The 18,829-nt window shown below is 72.7% G+C and carries 16 protein-coding genes; 3 read left to right on the forward strand and 13 right to left on the reverse strand.

Translation table 11 applies throughout. The features are described 5' to 3' along the window. Nucleotides 1-121: 121 nt before the first annotated feature. The 9 genes from CLV70_RS16940 to CLV70_RS16980 form a co-directional block, all read right to left on the reverse strand. Nucleotides 122-2,644, reverse strand: a complete 2,523-nt coding sequence (locus tag CLV70_RS16940) for an ATP-dependent Clp protease ATP-binding subunit (protein WP_106127475.1) — start codon at nucleotides 2,642-2,644, stop codon at nucleotides 122-124. A 503-nt stretch (nucleotides 2,645-3,147) separates the two neighbouring features. Beyond that, nucleotides 3,148-3,501, reverse strand: a complete 354-nt coding sequence (locus tag CLV70_RS16945; RefSeq protein ID WP_106127476.1) for a histone-like nucleoid-structuring protein Lsr2 — start codon at nucleotides 3,499-3,501, stop codon at nucleotides 3,148-3,150. A gap of 893 nt (nucleotides 3,502-4,394) precedes the next feature. Further along, a complete protein-coding gene (locus CLV70_RS16950; protein ID WP_106127650.1) occupies nucleotides 4,395-5,156 on the reverse strand; it encodes a type III pantothenate kinase in 762 nt (253 codons plus the stop codon). A 336-nt stretch (nucleotides 5,157-5,492) separates the two neighbouring features. Then, nucleotides 5,493-6,374 (reverse strand): carboxylating nicotinate-nucleotide diphosphorylase, encoded by an 882-nt coding sequence (gene nadC, locus CLV70_RS16955; RefSeq protein WP_425440172.1) that lies wholly within the window; start codon nucleotides 6,372-6,374, stop codon nucleotides 5,493-5,495. Further along, a complete protein-coding gene (locus CLV70_RS16960; protein WP_106127478.1) occupies nucleotides 6,371-8,014 on the reverse strand; it encodes an L-aspartate oxidase in 1,644 nt (547 codons plus the stop codon). The genes nadC and CLV70_RS16960 overlap by 4 nt, the downstream gene beginning before the upstream one ends. A gap of 62 nt (nucleotides 8,015-8,076) precedes the next feature. Further along, nucleotides 8,077-9,006, reverse strand: a complete 930-nt coding sequence (locus tag CLV70_RS16965) for a septum formation family protein (RefSeq protein ID WP_106127479.1) — start codon at nucleotides 9,004-9,006, stop codon at nucleotides 8,077-8,079. Nucleotides 9,007-9,102: 96 nt separating this feature from the next. After that, complete coding sequence (gene panD, locus CLV70_RS16970) at nucleotides 9,103-9,531, reverse strand: aspartate 1-decarboxylase (protein WP_106127480.1); 429 nt, start codon at nucleotides 9,529-9,531, stop codon at nucleotides 9,103-9,105. Then, nucleotides 9,531-10,364: a pantoate--beta-alanine ligase gene (panC, locus tag CLV70_RS16975; protein ID WP_106127481.1), complete on the reverse strand. Its 834-nt coding sequence runs from the start codon at nucleotides 10,362-10,364 to the stop codon at nucleotides 9,531-9,533. Before panC ends, panD begins: the two co-directional genes overlap by 1 nt. Beyond that, nucleotides 10,361-11,254, reverse strand: coding sequence for a Rossmann-like and DUF2520 domain-containing protein (locus CLV70_RS16980; RefSeq protein WP_106127482.1), 894 nt, complete (start codon nucleotides 11,252-11,254; stop codon nucleotides 10,361-10,363). The genes panC and CLV70_RS16980 overlap by 4 nt, the downstream gene beginning before the upstream one ends. Before the next feature lie 140 nt (nucleotides 11,255-11,394). Here CLV70_RS16980 and CLV70_RS16985 point away from each other — a divergent pair, with 140 nt between their 5' ends. Both CLV70_RS16985 and CLV70_RS16990 read left to right on the forward strand, forming a co-directional pair. Then, a complete protein-coding gene (locus tag CLV70_RS16985) occupies nucleotides 11,395-12,357 on the forward strand; it encodes an SAM-dependent methyltransferase (RefSeq protein WP_106127483.1) in 963 nt (320 codons plus the stop codon). Then, nucleotides 12,354-13,496: an NADH-quinone oxidoreductase subunit D gene (locus CLV70_RS16990; protein ID WP_106127484.1), complete on the forward strand. Its 1,143-nt coding sequence runs from the start codon at nucleotides 12,354-12,356 to the stop codon at nucleotides 13,494-13,496. Before CLV70_RS16985 ends, CLV70_RS16990 begins: the two co-directional genes overlap by 4 nt. Nucleotides 13,497-13,502: 6 nt before the next feature. Here the strand turns inward: CLV70_RS16990 and CLV70_RS16995 are convergent, their stop codons facing one another. Continuing rightward, nucleotides 13,503-14,555, reverse strand: a complete 1,053-nt coding sequence (locus CLV70_RS16995) for a hypothetical protein (RefSeq protein WP_146164081.1) — start codon at nucleotides 14,553-14,555, stop codon at nucleotides 13,503-13,505. A gap of 1,038 nt (nucleotides 14,556-15,593) precedes the next feature. Here CLV70_RS16995 and CLV70_RS17000 point away from each other — a divergent pair. Then, the gene (locus tag CLV70_RS17000) at nucleotides 15,594-15,920 is read left to right on the forward strand and encodes a hypothetical protein (protein ID WP_106127486.1); all 327 of its coding nucleotides are present in this window, start codon (nucleotides 15,594-15,596) and stop codon (nucleotides 15,918-15,920) included. 270 nt (nucleotides 15,921-16,190) lie between these two features. Here the strand turns inward: CLV70_RS17000 and CLV70_RS17005 are convergent, their stop codons facing one another. The 3 genes from CLV70_RS17005 to CLV70_RS17015 form a co-directional block, all read right to left on the reverse strand. After that, on the reverse strand, nucleotides 16,191-17,189 hold the full coding sequence (locus tag CLV70_RS17005; protein ID WP_106127487.1) for a glycine betaine ABC transporter substrate-binding protein: 999 nt from the start codon (nucleotides 17,187-17,189) through the stop codon (nucleotides 16,191-16,193). A 199-nt stretch (nucleotides 17,190-17,388) separates the two neighbouring features. Next, entirely contained in the window at nucleotides 17,389-18,108 is a 720-nt protein-coding gene (locus tag CLV70_RS17010; RefSeq protein ID WP_106127488.1) for an ABC transporter permease, read from the reverse strand. After that, entirely contained in the window at nucleotides 18,105-18,827 is a 723-nt protein-coding gene (locus tag CLV70_RS17015; RefSeq protein WP_106127489.1) for an ABC transporter permease, read from the reverse strand. Before CLV70_RS17015 ends, CLV70_RS17010 begins: the two co-directional genes overlap by 4 nt. Between the last annotated feature and the right edge of the window lie 2 nt (nucleotides 18,828-18,829).

The raw sequence follows: 18,829 nt of genomic DNA on the forward strand, positions 1-18,829 counted from the left end.
CGCCGGGCCGCAGGACGCGAAGGCCGCGAGGCGCACCACGCAGAAACCGCACGCGAAACGGCCCGGCGCCGAAGCGCCGGGCCGTTTCACCCGTCATACCCGAGAAATCCGGGTGTGCTGCCTACTCGTCGGCTGCGGCCGCGCCGAGGTCGGCGGGGACCGCGTCGGGGACCACGGAGCCACGGTCGGCGCCCGTGAAGGTCAGCTTGGACTTCTCGATGTTCTCGGGGTCGCCCTCGCAGTCGACCACCACGATCTGGCCGGGGCGCAGTTCGTTGAAGAGGATCTGCTCGCTGAGGGTGTCCTCGAGGTCCCGCTGGATCGTCCGGCGCAGCGGCCGGGCGCCCAGGACGGGGTCGAAGCCCTTCTTCGCCAGGTACTTCTTCGCGTTGTCGGTGAGCTCGAGACCCATGTCCTTGTTCTTGAGCTGGGTCTCGATCCGCGCCGTGAAGATGTCGACGATCTCGAGGATCTCGTTCTGGCGGAGCTGGTGGAAGACGATCGTGTCGTCGATGCGGTTGAGGAACTCCGGGCGGAAGTGCTGCTTCAGCTCGTCGTTGACCTTGACCTTCATCCGCTCGTAGTTGGACTCCTCGGCCTCCGAGGCCTGGAAGCCCAGCGACACCGCCTTGGCCACGTCGCGCGTGCCCAGGTTGGTGGTCAGGATGATCACCGTGTTCTTGAAGTCCACGATGCGGCCCTGACCGTCGGTGAGGCGGCCGTCCTCCAGGATCTGCAGGAGGGTGTTGAAGACGTCCGGGTGGGCCTTCTCGATCTCGTCGAAGAGGACCACGGAGAACGGCTTGCGGCGGACCTTCTCGGTCAGCTGGCCACCCTCGTCGTAGCCGACGTATCCGGGGGGCGCACCGACGAGGCGGGACACCGTGTAGCGGTCGTGGAACTCGGACATGTCGAGCTGGATCAGCGCGTCCTCGGAGCCGAAGAGGAACTCCGCGAGCGCCTTGGAGAGCTCGGTCTTGCCGACACCCGAGGGGCCGGCGAAGATGAACGAGCCCGAGGGGCGCTTCGGGTCCTTCAGGCCGGCGCGGGTACGCCGGATCGCCTTCGAGACCGCCTTGACCGCGTCCTCCTGGCCGATGACGCGCTTGTGGAGCTCGTCCTCCATGCGCAGCAGCCGGGAGGTCTCCTCCTCGGTCAGCTTGTAGACCGGGATGCCGGTCCAGTTGCCGAGGACCTCGGCGATCTGCTCGTCGTCGACCTCGGACACGACGTCGAGGTCGCCGGCCTTCCACTCCTTCTCCCGCTGCGCCTTCTGGCCCAGCAGTTGCTTCTCCTTGTCGCGCAGCTGCGCGGCCCGCTCGAAGTCCTGCGCGTCGATCGCGGACTCCTTGTCGCGGCGGACCTGGGCGATGCGCTCGTCGAAGTCGCGGAGGTCCGGCGGCGCGGTCATCCGGCGGATGCGCATCCGGGCGCCGGCCTCGTCGATCAGGTCGATCGCCTTGTCCGGCAGGAAGCGGTCGGAGATGTACCGGTCGGCCAGCGTCGCCGCCGCCACCAGGGCCGCGTCGGTGATGCTGATCCGGTGGTGCGCCTCGTAGCGGTCGCGCAGGCCCTTGAGGATCTCGATGGTGTGCGCCAGCGACGGCTCACCCACCTGGATCGGCTGGAAGCGGCGCTCGAGGGCGGCGTCCTTCTCGAGGTGCTTGCGGTATTCGTCCAGGGTCGTCGCGCCGATCGTCTGGAGCTCACCACGCGCGAGCATGGGCTTCAGGATCGAGGCGGCGTCGATGGCACCCTCGGCGGCACCGGCGCCGACCAGGGTGTGGATCTCGTCGATGAAGAGGATGATGTCGCCCCGGGTGCGGATCTCCTTGAGCACCTTCTTGAGGCGCTCCTCGAAGTCACCGCGGTAGCGGGAACCGGCGACCAGCGCGCCGAGGTCGAGCGTGTAGAGCTGCTTGTCCTTCAGCGTCTCGGGCACCTCGCCCTTGACGATGGACTGGGACAGCCCCTCGACGACCGCGGTCTTGCCGACGCCCGGCTCGCCGATCAGCACCGGGTTGTTCTTGGTACGGCGGGAGAGCACCTGCATGACCCGCTCGATTTCCTTCTCCCGGCCGATGACCGGGTCGAGCTTGCCCTCGCGGGCGGCCTGCGTCAGGTTGCGTCCGAACTGGTCGAGCACCAGCGACGTCGACGGCGCGGCCTCGCCCGCCGCCGCACCGGCCGCGGCCGGCTCCTTGCCCTGGTAGCCGGAGAGCAGCTGGATGACCTGCTGGCGGACCCGGTTGAGGTCGGCGCCGAGCTTGACCAGCACCTGGGCGGCGACGCCCTCGCCCTCACGGATCAGCCCGAGCAGGATGTGCTCCGTGCCGATGTAGTTGTGGCCCAGTTGCAGGGCCTCGCGCAGCGAGAGCTCCAGCACCTTCTTGGCCCGCGGCGTGAACGGGATGTGCCCGCTCGGCGCCTGCTGGCCCTGGCCGATGATCTCCTCGACCTGCTGCCGGACCCCCTCGAGGGAGATGCCGAGGCTCTCCAGAGCCTTCGCGGCAACACCTTCGCCCTCGTGGATCAGGCCGAGCAGGATGTGCTCTGTCCCGATGTAGTTGTGGTTGAGCATCCGGGCCTCTTCTTGGGCCAGGACGACAACCCGTCGCGCTCGGTCGGTGAACCGCTCGAACATGCCCTCGTGCTCCTCACGTGCCGTGCGCCAATGCTGAGCCTGTCTCAACAGCTGGCGGGGCCAGCGCACGGGCATCGGTGATGCCCGTGCTGTAACTCTATCGCCGCCGGGTGACTCTGCTGGGCCCTCGAGCCCTCTCGGGACGTCCTGCGCCGATGATTTCCCCAACTTCGCACGCTCGACGGCTGTTCCCCACCCCTGCGGAGTACGCGGACAGCGAAATCCCGGCCGGTACGACCACGGCCGCGGACCCGTCCACAGCCTGTGGACAACGCCGTCCACTCCTGTGGATAACTTACGCATGCCGAGCGAAGAACGAGCGAAAAAGCCGCAGGGTCCGCAGCGCCGGAGCGCTACGGACCCTGCGGAAAAGCTGGCCCTCCCCTAACCGGGGCGGGACTCGGACCACCGCGACCGATCCGGCCGCGGAAGCCGGCGACGTTCCCGCCGCGGAAGCCGGCGACGATCCGGCCCCGGGGCCGGGGACGTCGTCCGGCGCGGGCTCAGCGGCCCGGGCCCTTGGCGTGGAACTCGTCCACGATCTCCTGCGGGATCCGCCCCCGGTCGGAGATCTCCTTGCCGTTCTTCTTGGCCCACTCCCGGATGGCCTTGTTCTGCTCACGGTCGGCGGTGGCACCGCCCCGGCCCCGGGCAGCCCGGCCGCCCACGACCACCCCGCCGCGGGCGACCTTCGACCCGGCGGCGACGTACGGCGCGAGGACGTCACGCAATTTCGCCGCGTTCTTGTCGGACAGGTCGATCTCGTACTGAATGCCGTCGAGGGCGAACTTGACGGTCTCGTCAGCATCACCACCGTCGAGGTCGTCGACCAGCTTGTGAATGATCTGCTTGGCCACGCGCCGTTATCCTCCCGAAGACAGGTTCTCTCGTCAGGTAATCCCCTGCGGAGAACAATAACGCTATGCCCGCGTGATCCGTCAATGCGGGGCTTGATATCGACTTCCGCTTGCACGGACGGGGAACCGCCGGCGTTTCGCCGAATGACCGGCGGGACCCCACGGCCGGACCGATTCGACCCCCGCGGCAGGATTCCGCCACGCGGCCGAGGCGGATTCCGCCACGGCTCCCGCCAGAAATCCGCGCCGCACCCGGCAGAAATCAGCCCCGCGCCCGGCAGGAATCCGCCCCGCGGCCCGGGGCTGATTCCGCAGGCCGGGCCGGATTCTCCCCGGCCGGCCGGATTCCGGCGCAGGCGGGGCCGATTCTCCCGCCGGCCGGGGCGCTTTCCGGCGCCGGAGGCCGCGATTCCGGTGCCGCGGGGCGGATTCACCGGCCGGCAGTCCCGGGACGATTCTCATTCCGCCGCAGCGCTGGGTCGCCGATTCCGCACTCGGCGTGGATCACCGCGGCCCACGACACCGACGCGTGGGCGGAGCATCGAGCCGCCGGCCCATCACCTTCCGTGCGTACCGAACGCGAGGATCAATGCGGTGCCGCCGACCGCGCTCACCCCGCGAAAGAGCGACATCGAAGTACGCAGCCTGCCCGCCTCGCGCCCGTGGCCCGGCAAAATCCGAACGGCATTGTGATGATCGGTCGCGAGAGGTGCACGGCCGGCGAGTCGAGGCCGCCGGCAAAAGGCATCGGATAGAGACCTGTGAACGTGAGGTTGCTGTGCGTCACAAACCGGCAGCCCGGGACCCCGGCATCTTTGCCGTTTCCGCACGCACTATTTCGGATCGCCGCCGCTGATCAGGACGATCAGCCCTATGGCGGACTCAACCGGCGATCAGCCGACATTCCGCTCATAGACCATCCGCAGCCCGATCAACGTGATCATCGGCTCGTGCGCCGTGATGGTCCGGCACTCGTCCTTCACCAGCCAGGCGAGCCCCCCGGTGGCGATGACGGAACGCACCGTGCCGAGTTCGGCGGTCATCAGCTCCACGATCCGGTCGACCTGCCCGGCGACCCCGTAATAGAGGCCGGACTGGAGACACTCGACCGTGTTCTTGCCGATGACGGACCGCGGCTTGGTCGGCTCGACCTTGCGCAACTGCGCCGCCCGCGCCGCGAGCGCATCGAACGAGATCTCGATGCCGGGTGCGAACGCCCCGCCGAGGAACTCGCCCTTGGCGCTGATCACATCGAAGTTGGTGGTCGTCCCGAAGTCCACGACGATCGACGGCCCGCCGTACAGGGAATGCGCGGCCAGGGTGTTGACCACCCGGTCGGCGCCGACCTCCTTGGGGTTGTCGATCGCGAGCTGCACCCCGGTCTTGACGCCGGGCTCGACGATGACATTCGGCAGATCCCCGTAATACCGCGCGAGCATCGTCCGCAACGACCGCAGCGCGGCGGGCACGGTGGAACAGGCGGCCACCCCGGTGACCTCCACGGCGTCGCCGGCCAGCAGCCCCCGGAACATCAGCCCCAGCTCGTCGGCGGTGGACCGGGCATCGGTCTTGATCCGCCAACTGTGCACGATCTTGTCGCCGTCGAACGTGGCCAGGACGGTGTTGGTGTTGCCGATGTCAATGCACAGAAGCACGATCAACCATAACCGCCGGCCCTTCCGACGACGCCGCGCGGAGGCACAGCACGCCGGGTGAGGACCCAAGCCGCCGGGCAGAGCCTCAGCACGCGGCGCGAGGGCCGCGGGAAAAGGGCAACGGGAGAAGGCCGCAGGAAAAACGGCCGCGAGACGACGGCCCCGAGACGACGGCCGCGGAACAACGGCCGCGAGACGACGGCGGTGGGGAGAGGGGTCGGTCCGCCAAGCGGAACCCTCGCACGCCGGGTGGGAAGACCCCGGGTCGCCACCGGGGTGACGTGGTGACGACGGACGTGGCGGTCTCGGGCCCGGTGGGGTGGCTGGCCCGGGTCGCTACGGCGTCGCCGGGCGGAGGTCCAGGGCTATGTCGAGGATGGGGGACGAATGGGTCAGGCCGCCCACCGAGAGGTAGTCGACGCCCGTGGCCGCGTACTCGGCTGCTGTTTCGAGTTTGAGGTTGCCGGTTGCCTCGAGTTCGGCGCGGTCGCCGACCCGGTCGACGACGGTGCGCAGGGCCTCCGGGGGCATGTTGTCGCAGAGGAGGAAGCCGGCGCCGGCCTGGACCGCTTCCTCCGCCTCCGCCACCGTGGTCACCTCGACCTGGACCGGGACGTCCGGGAAGCGCTCGCGGACCAGGCGGTAGGCCGCCGTGATGCTGCCCGCGGCGAGTTTGTGGTTGTCCTTGATCATGGCGACGTCGTAGAGGCCCATGCGCTTGTTGGTGCCGCCGCCGACCCGGACCGCGTACTTCTCGAGGGCGCGCAGGCCCGGGGTGGTCTTGCGGGTGTCGAGCACGGTCGCCTTGGTGCCGGCCAGCTCGTCGGCCCACCTGCGGGTGTGGGTGGCGACCCCGGACATGCGGCACAGCAGGTTGAGGGCGGTGCGTTCGGCGGTCAGCAGGGCCCGGGTCGGGCCGGTGACCACGGCGAGCACATCGCCGCGGGTGACGGATACGCCCTCGTCGACGCGCTGGTCGAAGGTCGCGGTGCCGCCGGAGGTCGCGGCGAACACCTGGGCCGCCACCGGGAGGCCGGCCACCACGCCGTCGGCCCGGGCCACCAGCTCGGCCGTGTCGACCTGGTCGGCCGGGATGGTGGCCTCGCTGGTCACGTCGCGCGGCGGGTCGCCGAGGTCCTCCGCCAGCGCGGTGTAGACCACGCGTTCGACCTCGGCCAGGTCCAGGCCCTCGTCCATGCTGTGCTTCCCTCCGGTCATGCCATCTCCGCGAAGGCCTGGGTCAGGGTGCCTCGCCGGTCGATCGAATCCAGCAGGTGCCCGCGCCACTCGTCCGCGGCGTTCGGGTAGTCCTCCCGCCAGTGGCAGCCACGGGTCTCGCGGCGCGCGTACGCGGAAGCCACCAGGGCCGTCGCGACGGTGAGCAGGTTGGTCGACTCCCAGGCCGAGTTGCGGGGGGTGTCGCGCTGCTCGCCGAGGCGGGTGAGCTCCTTGGCGGTGGCCGCGAGCGAGTCCGCCGAGCGCAGCACGCCGGCGCCGCGGGTCATCGTGCGCTGGAGCTCCGCGCGGATCGCCGGGGGGACCACCCAGCCTGGCTCGGCGGTGACGGGCGCCGGGTCGGCCTGCGGGGGCAGGTCGCGGGCGATGTCGTCGGCGATCCGGCGGGAGAAGACCAGGCCTTCGAGCAGGGAGTTGCTGGCCAGACGGTTCGCGCCGTGGACGCCGGTGCAGGCCACCTCGCCGCAGGCGTACAGGCCCGGGATGGAGGTGCGGCCGTGCAGGTCGGTGCGGACGCCGCCGGAGGCGTAGTGGGCGGCGGGCGCGACCGGGATCAGCTCGGTCGCCGGGTCGACGCCGGCCGCCCGGGTCGACGCGACGATCGTCGGGAAGCGGTGCTCCAGGAACTCCTTGCCGAGGTGGCGGGCGTCCAGGTAGACGTGGTCGGCCCCGGTGGCACGCAGGACGCGGTGGATGCCCTTGGCGACGATGTCGCGCGGGGCGAGTTCGGCGAGCTCGTGCCGGCCGACCATGAACCGGGTGCCGGTCTCGTCGACGAGGTGGGCGCCCTCGCCGCGCAGCGCCTCGGAGATCAGCGGGCGCTGCACCGAGGTGACGCCGGCGGTCACGAACGAGGTGGGGTGGAACTGGACGAACTCCACGTCGGTGACGGTCGCGCCGGCGCGCAGGGCGAGCGCGACGCCGTCGCCGGTGGAGACGGCCGGGTTGGTGGTGGACGCGAAGATCTGGCCCATGCCGCCGGTGGCGAGCACGACCGCGCGGGACAGGATCGCCCCGACGCCGTCCTCCGTGCCCTCGCCGAGGACGTGCAGGGTGATGCCGCACGCGCGGCCGTCGGCGGAGCGCAGCAGGTCGAGCACCAGCGCGTGCTCGACCAGGCGGATCCACGGGTCGCGGCGGACCGCGTCGTGCAGGGCACGCTGCACCTCCGCTCCGGTGGCGTCGCCGCCGGCGTGCACGATGCGGTCGGCGCGGTGGCCGCCCTCGCGGGTCAGCATCAGCGACCCGTCGGCGTTGCGGTCGAACTCGGCGCCGAGGCGCATCAGCTCCTTGATGCGGGCCGGCCCCTCCTCGACCAGCACCCGCACGGCGGCGGGATCGCAGAGCCCGACGCCGGCGATCTCGGTGTCGAAGGCGTGCGCCTCGGGGGTGTCCAGCGGGTCCAGCACGGCCGCGATGCCGCCCTGCGCCCACCGGGTCGACCCGTCGTCGATGTTGACCTTGGTGACCACCGTGACGTGCAGGCCCTGCTCGCGCAGGTGCAGCGCGGCGGTGAGGCCCGCGATGCCCGAACCCACCACCAGCACGTCGGTGGACTCGGTCCAGCCCGGCTCGGGAGCGGCCAGGCGGCGGGGAAGCCTGAGGTCGGCGAGAGGCGACATCTGCCCAGTCAACCGCGCCGGTACGACGAAATCACGGCCGGGGCGCCAAGAAGTGCCCCGCGTTACTGGTACCGGACCGGGAGCGCCTTCTCGCCCTTACCCTTCAACGACGAGGTCAGCGCATTGGCGTCCACCCACAGGTAGCAGCGCACCCCGCGGTCGCCGAGCGCCCACACGTCCTTGCCGCCGGGCAGCGACACCACGCCGGCCCGGTACTGCAGGTCGTCGTCGTCGGGCACATCGACGTACGTGGCGATGAGGGCGCGGCAGCCGTCGTGGAACTCGGCCCACTGCTCGGGGGTGTCCGGATAGGCGCGGTTGCCGGCGTCCCACACCCCGACGAACTCGGCGTTGTGCGCGGCGGCGCAGGGCGCGGCGGGCATCGTGCCGATCTTGCCGACCTTGTCGAGCTGGACGGCGTAGCAGGTGAGCAGCAGCGGCGACTTCGGCTGGCGAAGCGCGTTGCGCAACGTGCCGACCCGCTGCACGAGCCCGCCGTCGTCCTCCACGGAACTGCTTTCCAGCACCTCGCAGCGGTACCAGCGGGCACCCCCGGTCCACGCGGCCTTGGTCGGCTGGGTCACCCCGATCCAGAGCCTTGCCGTACGCCACGGAGCGCCCACGTACGCCGTGGTCCTGCGGTCGCAGATGTCGTACGCCTGCCGCGCCCCCGAGGTCCCGTCGGCCGGCGGCGCGGTCGCCTCCGCGGCGGGGCTGCCGTAGCGGCCCACGTACACGGTCTCGGTCCGGTGTTTGATCTGGCAGTCGACCTGCTCGTACGCCGACCGCGCGCCCACCGCGGCGAAGTTGGCGAGGTGGCAGGTCTCCGGCGCCGGCGTGAAGCCGGTCGGCGCGCCGATCGCGGCCCAGCCGCCGGTGAGGTCCCCGTCGACGCCGGCCGGGTTCGCGCAGGCGGTGAGGGAGGCGGCGGTCAGCAGGCCCGCGGCCACGGCGACGCCCCAGCGCCTCCGCGACCGGGAGATGTGACGCATGAACCGAGCCTCCCGAACGCCGCCTTATGTCCCGATTTGTCGATCATAGGGCAGGCGGCTCGGCCGCCAGGCGGTGTTCGGGAGACGCGGGACGGCTCAGGAGGCGGAGAGCGTGAGGTCCCCGCGTACCAGATCGTCCGCCATGCCGTCGACGGCGGCCGCCGGGTCCGCGCCCAGCTCGATGATGGTGTTGCCGGCGTCCACGTGCACGATGCGCGGCTGATAGGCGCGCGCCTCCGCCGCGTCCATCTGGCCGTAGGAGATGAGGATGACCAGGTCGCCCGGGTGGACCAGGTGGGCCGCCGCGCCGTTGATGCCGATGACACCGGAGCCCCGTTCGCCCGGGATCACGTACGTCTCCAGGCGGGCCCCGTTGGTCACGTCGACGATGGCGACCTGCTCGCCCGGCAGCAGGTCGGCCGCCTCCATCAGGTCCAGGTCCACCGTCACCGAGCCCACGTAGTGCAGGTCCGCCTGCGTCACCGTGGCCCGATGGATCTTGGACTTGAGCATCGTGCGGAGCATCAGGCGGCCTCTCCCAGGAGCAGCGGTACGTTGTCGATCAAGCGGGTGGTGCCGACCTTCGCGGCCACGAGGAGCCGGGCCGGGCCGGTCGCCGGGGCGGCGCCGAGCAGCGGGTCGGTCAGCGCCAGGTAGTCGACCCGGACGCCCGGCTCGTCATCCAGGATCTTGGTAGCCGCCTCCAGCACGCGGGCCGGGTCGTTCTGCAGGGCGCCCTCGCGCAGCGCGTGCGACAGCGCCAGCGCGGCCTGCCGCTGCTCCGGCGACAGGTAGCGGTTGCGGCTCGACAGGGCCAGGCCGTCGGGCTCGCGTACGGTCGGCACGCCGACGATCTCCGCACCGATCTCCAGGTCGGTGACCATGCGCCGGATCAGCGCGAGCTGCTGGTAGTCCTTCTCGCCGAAGAGGGCCACGTCGGCGCGGGTCAGCAGGAGAAGCTTGGCGACGACGGTGAGCATCCCGGAGAAGTGGCCGGGGCGGCTGGCACCCTCGAGGATCTCGCCCATCGGCCCCGCCGCCAGCGTCACCGACGGCGTGCCGCCCGGGTACATCTCCTCGCGGTCCGGGGCGAACACGAGATCCGCCCGCTCGGCGGTGCACGCCTCGACGTCCGCGGCGAGGGTGCGCGGATACTTGTCGAAGTCCTCGTTCGGACCGAACTGCAACGGGTTCACGAAGACCGTGACGATCACGTAGTCCCCCCGCTCGCGCGCCTCGCGCATGAGCCGGCGGTGCCCCTCGTGCAGGGCGCCCATGGTCATCACGACGGCGACCCGCCCGGGTGCGGCCGCGCGGGCGGCTGCCAGCTCGGCGCGGGTGTGCACGAGAACGGTCATGAGGGGCTCCCTACGGTCGGGTGAGCGGAGGCCAGAACGTCCAGCAGCGGCGCCGCGTCCTGCGGGCGCAGGCGCCCCGCGGCGATCGCCCGGTCGGCGGTGCGCCGGGCGAGAGCGAGATAGGCCGGCGCCGACTCCGGCGTCAGGCGGTCGAGATGCTTGCGTACGGTGCCCGCGTCGCCCCGCGACACCGGGCCGGTCAGCGCCGCGTCGCCCAGGGCCAGCGCGTTGTCCAGCGCGGCGTGCAGCAGCGGCGACAGCACCGCGCCGGGGCGCTCGACCCCGGCGGTCCGCAGCAGGTCGGCGGCCTCGTTGACGAGCGTGACCAGGTGGTTGGCGCCGTGCGCGAGGGCGGCGTGGTAGAGCGGCCGGGCGTCCTCGGCGATCCACTCGGGGATGCCGCCCAGGTCGGCGACCAGGCGGGCGGCGAAGGCCCGGTCCCGCGCGGTCACCCCCCACGCGATGCCGGGCAGCCGGTCGAGGTCCCCGTCCGCGCCGGTGAAGGTCATCGCCGGGTGCAGGGCGAGGCCGTCGACCTCGCCCAGGATCGCCAGGCCGTGGGCTCCGGAGGTGTGCGCCACGACCGTACGGCGGGAAAGCGCTCCGGTCGCGGCCAGCCCGGCCACGACGCCGCCGAGGGCGTCATCGGGAACGGCGAGCAGCAGCAGGTCGGTGGCGGCCCGGGCGACCTCGTCGGCCGGAAGGATCGCGGCCCGCGGCAGCAGCCGGCGGGCTCGTTCGACGGAGGCGGCGGAGACCGCCGCGGCGGCGACCACGTGATGTCCGGCGTCGGCCAGAGCGGCACCGAGGACGGCGCCCACCCGGCCCGCGCCGACGACGCCGACGACCAACGGGTGCACGCGGGACGCGGCACGCGGCACTGCGCTCATATGCGGATCCAGTCCTTGAGGGGTACCGGTCGAGGCAAGTATGCGCCGTTGTAACAAGCACGTGACAAGCACGTGTGAACAACCGCACCACCGGCTGCGCCTAGATTGACGGGGTGACGAGCTTGAGGTGGCGGGTCGCCATGCACCGCGCGCTGTACGGTCCGCGGGGCTTCTTCACCGTCGCTGCCCCGGCCGACCACTTCCGGACCAGCGTGCACGCCTCGCCGCTGTTCGCCGGCGCCCTGCTGCGGCTGATCGAGGCGGTGGACGCCCGGCTCGGCCACCCCCGCACCCTCCAGGTCGTCGACGTGGGGGCGGGACGCGGCGAACTCCTGGCGGCCCTCGCCGCCTCGGCGGCCGGCACCCCGCTGGCCGGCCGGATGCGCCTCACCGGCGTGGAGGTGGCACCCCGGCCCGGCGGCCTGCCCGCGGCGATCGGCTGGCGGCGGGACGTCCCGGCCGAAGTGACCGGCATCCTGCTGGCGACCGAGTGGCTCGACAACGTGCCGCTGGACGTCGCCGAGATCGACACCGAGGGGCGCGCCCGGCGGCTGCTGGTCGACCCGGCCACCGGCGACGAGTCGCTGGGCGGCGACGTCGACGCGGCGGACCGGTTCTGGCTGGCCCGGTGGTGGCCGCACGCCCGGCCCGGCGACCGGGTGGAGATCGGCTGGCCCCGCGACGTCGCCTGGGCGGACGCGGTCTCCTCGGTACGCCGCGGCTGCGCGCTGGCCGTCGACTACGGGCACCTGCGCGGCGAACGGCCGGCCCAGGGGACGCTGACCGGATACCGGGGCGGGCGCCAGGTCCCGCCCGTACCGGACGGGAGCTGCGATGTGACGGCGCACGTGGCCCTGGACTCGGCGGCGGCCGCGGGCGGTACGCCGTACCGGATCATCACCCAGCGGGAGGCGCTGCGAGCGCTCGGGGTCGACGGCGCCCGGCCCCCGCTGGACCTGGCCCGCAGCGACCCGGCGGCCTACCTCCGGGCACTCGGCGCGGCCGGCGCGGCGGGCGAGCTGACCGATGCGGCCGGGCTCGGCGGGCACCGGTGGCTGCTGCACGAGGCCGGCGTCGACCTCCGTGGGACGATTCCCGGATGAGCGACTTGCGGGAGCTGACCGTCGGGACGGGAGCCGGGCTCGACACCGCCGACATGGTGCTCAACATCGGACCGCAGCATCCGTCCACCCACGGCGTGCTCCGGCTGCGACTCACCCTCGACGGGGAGCGCGTGGTCACCTGCGAGCCGATCGTGGGCTACATGCACCGCGGCGCCGAGAAACTCTTCGAGGTGCGCGACTACCGCCAGATCATCGTGCTCAGCAACCGGCACGACTGGCTGTCCGCGTTCTCCAACGAGCTCGGCGTCGTGCTGGCCGTGGAACGCCTCATGGGCATCGAGGTGCCGGAGCGCGCCACCTGGCTGCGGATGGCGCTCGCCGAGCTGAACCGGGTGCTCAACCACCTGATGTTCCTCGGCTCGTACCCGCTGGAGATCGGCGCGATCACGCCGATGTTCTACGCGTTCCGCGAGCGGGAGACGCTGCAGGCGGTCATGGAGGAGGTGTCCGGCGGGCGCATCCACTACATGTTCAACCGCGTCGGCGGCCTCAAGGAGGAGGTGCCGGCCGGCTGGACCCGCCGCGCCCGGGAGGCGATCGCGCTCGTCCGCAGCCGGATGCCGGACATCGACAAGCTCATCCGCAGGAACGACATCTTTCTTGCCCGTACGGTCGGAGTCGGCGTGCTGACCGCGGAGCAGGCGGCGGCGTACGGTGCGTCCGGACCCGTGGCCCGGGCCAGCGGCCTCGACCTGGACCTGCGCCGCGACGAGCCCTACCTCGCGTACGACGAACTGGACGTGCCCGTGGTCACCCGCACGGCCGGGGACTGCCACTCGCGCTTCGAGGTGCTGCTCGACCAGGCGTACGTGTCGCTGGACCTGGCCGAGCAGTGCCTGGACCGGATCGACCGGATCGGCGGGCCGGTCAACGTGCGGCTGCCCAAGGTGGTCAAGGCGCCCGAGGGCCACACGTACGCGTGGACCGAGAACCCGCTCGGCATCAACGGCTACTACCTGGTGTCCCGCGGCGAGAAGACCCCGTGGCGGATGAAGATGCGCACGGCGTCGTACGCGAACGTCCAGGCGCTGTCGACGCTGATCCCCGGCTGCCTGGTCCCGGACCTGATCGCGATCCTCGGTTCGATGTTCTTCGTGGTCGGCGACATCGACAAGTAGCTTTTCCTAGCGTCGACGCCGGCCGGTCGGCGGGGTTCCGTAGAGGCCGGCATTCTCGTCCGGGGCGGGGGTCTCCTCCACCGGCACCGGGCGCACCCGCCCGAAACGGGACCGGACCAGCTCCGGCTCCTTCTCGGGCCAGCCCACCTCGGACTCCTGCCAGCCGCGCTCCAGGGCGTCCCACTTCTCGTCCGGGTCGGACCAGCCCTCCTTCTTGCCCCCGCCTGCCGGGACCCAGTACTGACCCTCGGCGTCGTCCGAGCCCGACCAGCCCGGCTGCGACTCGCCCGGCGCGGACCAGTACTCCCCCTCCGACGCACCCGGCGCCGACCAGTACGCACCCTCCGACTCGCCGGACGCGGACCAGCCGGTCTCCTCCGACCCGCCCGTCGCCACCCAGCCGGAATCCTCCGAGTCCCCGCCCGACCAGCCGGCATCTTCCGAGTCGCCCGCGGACCAGCCCCCGTCCTGCGCCCCGGTCCAGCCCTTGTCGTCCGTCCCGGACCAGCCCTTGTCGTCCGCCCCGCCCGCCGGCCAGCCCGCGCCGCCCGACTCGCCCGCCGTCGACCAGCCGGTGCCCCGGGCGCGCGCGGACCACCCGGCCGGCTCGCTCGGCGCGGGCCAGCCCGTCCCCGATCCGGCCGCCACGGTCCAGCCCGGCTCCTCGGCCTGCTCCGACGCGGCCCAGCCGTTGTCCTCCAGCGCGCCCGACCCGGTCCAGCCCTCCTCCGCCGTGCCCGACGCGGTCCAGCCTTCCCCTGCCGCGCCCGACGGGGTCCAGCCTTCCTCCCCCGTGCCTGACGGGGTCCAACCGGGCTCCTCCCCCGTGCCTGACGGGGTCCAACCGGGCTCTCCCGCCGCGCCCGACGGGGTCCAGTTCTGCTCTTCTGCCGCCTCCGGCGTCGTCAGGTCCGGGCCGAGGCCGAAGCGGGCGATGTCCGTGCCGGTGTCCGGCGCCGCGTGCCGCCGCGACGGCTTGGCGGGCTCCGGGGCCGGCTCGTCGCGGTAGCCGGGGTCGGGCGCCGGCGGAATCGACGCGGCACCACGCTGCCGGGGCACGCCCTGCGACGGCACCGCGACCGACGCGGAACCGGCAGGCGACCGCGTGCCGGAGGCATCGGCCGCGTGGGCTCCGGGAGCGGCTGAGTGAGCTCCGGGGACGGCTGAGTGGGCTCCGGGGACGGCTGAGTGGGCTCCGGGGACGGCGGCGGAGTGGGCACCCGGGGCGGCGGCCGTGTGGCCTCCAGGGGCGGCAGCCGTGTGGGTCCCGGGGGATGCCGGTGGGCGTGGCGCGGGAGCACCGGGCGGGCGGGCGCCAGGCGTGACGTGCGCGCGCGTGCCGGGGCCGGCGGACTGACGCGCGCCAGGGGTGGCGGGCGGACGCGTGCCTGGGGTGGCAGGCGGACGCGTGCCGGGAGCAGCGGGCGGGCGGGTGCCAGGGGCGGCGGGCGGGCGCGTGCCGGGGGTGGCCATGGGCGCGGGAACCGGCGGGACTGAGGCCGAGGCGGCTACCGGACGCGCCGCTCCCGCCGGGGGCCGCCCACCCGGGGCCCGGGCCGCGCCACTGACCGGCGCACCGGGCCGGCCGGCGCCGCTCACGGGCGCACCCCGTCCGGCGGCGTTGCCCGGCCCTCCGACCGGTTCGACGGGCGCGACGGGGTCGACCGGAGCACCGGCCCGACCGGCCGGGTTCGGGGGCGTCCCCGGCCTGCCCGCACCACTCGCGGATGTCCTGGCCGCGCCGCTCGAAGGCGCCCCGGGCCTTGCCGCACCGCTCGCGGGCGTCCCGGGCCTTGCCGCACCGCTCGCGGGCGTCCCGGGCCTTGCCGCACCGCTCGCGGGCGCCCCGGGCCTTGCCGCACCGCTCGCGGGCGCCCCGGGCCTCGCCGCACCGCTCGGGGGTGTCCCGGCCGCGCCGTTCGCCGGTGTACCGGGGCGGGCCGCGCCCACCGGCGCTCCGGGCCGGGCCGCGCCGCCCGCCGCACCGGGCCGGCTCGCGGCGACCGGCCGCGCTGCCGGGCTCGCGGGAGCGGCGGGAGCAGCCACCGGGCCCGCGGCCTGCAGGCGGCCCATCTCATCCTGGAGCACCTGGACGCGATGCCCGGTAGCGCGGGCCGCGGCGGCGATCTCTTCCCGGAGCTCGCCGCGCAGCGCGTCGACCTCCGCGCCCACCCGGTCCTCGACGTCCATCCGGAGCAGCACGGGATCGTGGCGCAGCAGCATGGAGGCGCCGAGCAGCACGACACTGACCGCGACCAGCAGCACCGCGAACCGGACCGAGCCGACGCCGCCGATGATGGCCGCGAGGGGCGCCAGTCCGACGCCACCCCAGATCAGGGCACGCGGCAGACGGCTGCTCTGCTGCTCCTCGGGGTCGCGCTCAGACATGGTCGCAGATGTTACCCAGAGTGCTACCCGTCCTGAAACGGGTGAATTTCGGCGGTGATCGCCGCGGTGACCGTATCAGCAGGTGAGACGCCGGGCCGGCCCCCTGAGCAGGCCGAAATTTCGCCACCCGCGCGAATCCGCGAGCAGGCCCGGCCCGGCAACCACCCGCGTGGACGCAGGCCCCGGCCAGACACCCGCCCGGGTGGGCACCGGCCCACGCAGGCACCAGCTGGGCGCCCGCCCGCCGGGACCATCGCCCGGGTGGGCGGGGCGCACGGCGGGCGGAACGCTCCGCGGGAAGCCGGGTCAGCCGGCTGCCAGGGCGCCGTCCGAGCTGAACACCAGGCCCACGCTGATCGTGCCCCGCTTGAGGCCGGTCTTGGTGAGTGGGCCGCCGGCGTCCAGCGAGCTGAACTTGCCGGCCTGGAAGCTGTACGTCTCGACGAGCCCCTGCTGGCACTTCGGGCGCTGCGGGCACTCCGGCGGGCCGCCGAGGACGGTCGCCGCGCCGGAGCACTTGGCCGCCAGCTCCGAGAGAGTCTTCACGGCGTACTTGGCGGAGAAGGCCTCGGTGGTGGCGAAGGCGTTCTGGTCCTGCGCCGAGGAGGGCGTACCGAAAACCAGGCCGGTCTTGTCGCCGAGGGCCTTCAGGTTGGTCATCGTGGTGTTCAGGTCGGACGAGGACGGGTCCTTCGCGTCCTTGCCGTCGACCTTGCCGGACAGGAAGGTCGCGAGGGTGGCCGCGTACTCCGGGACGACGTCGATGTCGCCCTTCTCGAGGGCGGGCTCGTACAGCTCGCGGTTGCCGATCTGCTGCACCTTCACCTGGTAGCCGGCGGCGGTCAGCACGATGTTGTAGAGCTCGCCGAGCGTCGCGTTCTCGCTGAAGTTGGCGGCGCCGACGGTGAGGTTGCCGCCCTTGCCCTTTTGCAGGCCGGCGGTGAGGTTGTTCGCGGTGGCGAATTCCTGGGCCGCCGCCTTGGAGGACTTGCGATCGATGTCCACGGCCTTGTTGAGCTCGATCAGCTTGGTCGTGTCGAGGGCCGCGGAGACCTTGTCGAGGGCCGCTACAAGCTCGGGCGACGACGACTTCTTGTTGATCGCCGGGACGATGTTGTCGGTGTTCTGCAGGTTCTTGTCGTCGGTGAGGACGACCAGCTTGTCGCCCGCGACCGGGGCGCACCCGGCGCCCGACGCGGAGCTGGGCGGGGCCGCGGTGCCGGACGAGCCGGACTCACCGCAACCGGCGAGGATGACGGCGGCGGTCATGAGGGTGCCGGCCGTCAGGAGCAGGTGTCGACGCATACTGCCGCCTTCTGTGTCCCGGCACGGCTGGACGGCCGTGCCGCGTGTCCGACGGGCAGTCGAAGATCCGATGCCCGCTTTGTCCGGTTGTCCGCGCCGCCCGTGGAGGCGACACCCTCGTTGATAACTGGGGGGTACGACAACCTATGCCGCCGGAGGGCCTACGTTGCCCATTCGTTACCTGCCGCGGCGAGGCTGCTCAGCCCGCCGGCGCCGCCGCGGTGGGACGCTTCCGGCGCGCCTGCGCGCGCAACGCAGGCGGGGTCACCAGGCGCTGCACCACGGCCAGCACCCCCTCGACGAGAAGGGCCAGCAGAGCGACGACGATGCCGCCCGCCACGATCTGCCCGCCGCCGCCGGCGCTCATCCCGATGCCGAAGCCGGCCGCGATGATCTCGCCCAGCCCGCCGCCGTTGACGAACGCCGCCAGGGCCGCCGTGGCCACGACCTGGACCGCCGCCGTACGCAATCCGGCCGCGAGGTAGGGCACCGAGAGCGGCAGCTCGACCCGCCGCAGCAGCTGGCCGCCGGACAGCCCCATGCCCCTGGCGGCCTCCCGGGTCTCCGGGTCGATCTGCCGCAGCCCCGTGTACGCGTTGGCCAGCAACGGCGGCACGGCGAACACCGCGAGCGCCACCACGACCGGCGGCTTGCCGAAGCCCAGCGGGGTCAGCGGCAGGATGGTCAGCAGGGCCAGCGTCGGGATCGCCAGGGTGAGGTTGGCGACGGTGATGACCGCCCCGCCGCCCCGGCCGCGATGCCCGAGCCAGATGCCGAGCGGCCAGCCCACGGCGCAGCCCAGCAGGACGGCCCACAGGCTGATGGTCAGGTGCTCGGTCAGCCGGTCCAGGAGGCCGCCGGGGTTGGTCCAGTTCAGCGGGTCGTTGAGCCAGACGATGCCCTCGTGCAGATAGTTCACGATCGCCGCTCCCGGGCCCAGGGCGTCAGCAGCCGGCCGACCCCGGCGAGCGCCAGGTCGAGCACGAGCGCCAGGCCGACGCAGAGGATCGTGCCGGTCATGATCTCGGCCTTGTAGAAGTTGTTGCGGAAGCCGCCGAGGATCATGTCGCCCAGGCCGCCCTTGCCGATCAGCGAACCGACGGTGACCAGCGCCACCGTGGAGACCGTGGCGAGCCGCAACCCGGTGAGGATGCCCGGGAGCGCCAGCGGCAGCTCGATGCGCAACAGCCGGCCGAGGCGCCCGTACCCCATGCCGGCGGCGGCGTCGCGCACCTCGGCGGGCACCTGGACCAGGCCGGCGAGGGCGTTGCGGACCAGGACGAGCAGGGCGTACAGGACCAAGGCGATCAGGACCGACGTATCGCTCGTGGTGCCGACCGCCGGGGCGACCAGGGCGAGGAGTGCCAGCGACGGAATCGTGTAGAGGACGCCCGAGAGTGCAAGAATCGGCCCGGTCAGCGGTCGCCACCAGTACGCGACGACCGCGAGCGGCAGGGCGACGACCAACGCGATGATCACCGCGCGGGCGGTGAGACCCGCGTGCGACTGGAGTGCGGTCAGGATCTCGTCGGCGTTGTCGTGCACATAGCGCCAGGAGAACCACGGATTTCCCGGCCCGTCATCAGCGGGGGCGGCCAGGGGCCACGCAGGCGCCGGGGCCCTCGACAGGAAGGACATAC

Origin of the sequence: Pseudosporangium ferrugineum, assembly GCF_003002065.1 — a bacterium.
Taxonomy (GTDB): Bacteria; Actinomycetota; Actinomycetes; order Mycobacteriales; family Micromonosporaceae; genus Actinoplanes; species Actinoplanes ferrugineus_A.

Excerpts from the sequence above, each read along its gene's own strand:
- CLV70_RS16990 (WP_106127484.1), top strand. The coding sequence starts at position 12,354 with ATGAGCGACTTGCGGGAGCTGACCGTCGGGACGGGAGCCGGGCTCGAC.
- CLV70_RS16940 (WP_106127475.1), bottom strand. The coding sequence starts at position 2,644 with ATGTTCGAGCGGTTCACCGACCGAGCGCGACGGGTTGTCGTCCTGGCC.
- nadC (WP_425440172.1), bottom strand. The coding sequence starts at position 6,374 with ATGACCGGAGGGAAGCACAGCATGGACGAGGGCCTGGACCTGGCCGAG.
- CLV70_RS16985 (WP_106127483.1), top strand. The coding sequence starts at position 11,395 with ATGCACCGCGCGCTGTACGGTCCGCGGGGCTTCTTCACCGTCGCTGCC.
- CLV70_RS16980 (WP_106127482.1), bottom strand. The coding sequence starts at position 11,254 with ATGAGCGCAGTGCCGCGTGCCGCGTCCCGCGTGCACCCGTTGGTCGTC.
- CLV70_RS16965 (WP_106127479.1), bottom strand. The coding sequence starts at position 9,006 with ATGCGTCACATCTCCCGGTCGCGGAGGCGCTGGGGCGTCGCCGTGGCC.
- CLV70_RS17005 (WP_106127487.1), bottom strand. The coding sequence starts at position 17,189 with ATGCGTCGACACCTGCTCCTGACGGCCGGCACCCTCATGACCGCCGCC.
- panD (WP_106127480.1), bottom strand. The coding sequence starts at position 9,531 with ATGCTCCGCACGATGCTCAAGTCCAAGATCCATCGGGCCACGGTGACG.
- CLV70_RS16960 (WP_106127478.1), bottom strand. The coding sequence starts at position 8,014 with ATGTCGCCTCTCGCCGACCTCAGGCTTCCCCGCCGCCTGGCCGCTCCC.
- panC (WP_106127481.1), bottom strand. The coding sequence starts at position 10,364 with ATGACCGTTCTCGTGCACACCCGCGCCGAGCTGGCAGCCGCCCGCGCG.
- CLV70_RS17015 (WP_106127489.1), bottom strand. The coding sequence starts at position 18,827 with ATGTCCTTCCTGTCGAGGGCCCCGGCGCCTGCGTGGCCCCTGGCCGCC.
- CLV70_RS17000 (WP_106127486.1), top strand. The coding sequence starts at position 15,594 with ATGCCCGGTAGCGCGGGCCGCGGCGGCGATCTCTTCCCGGAGCTCGCC.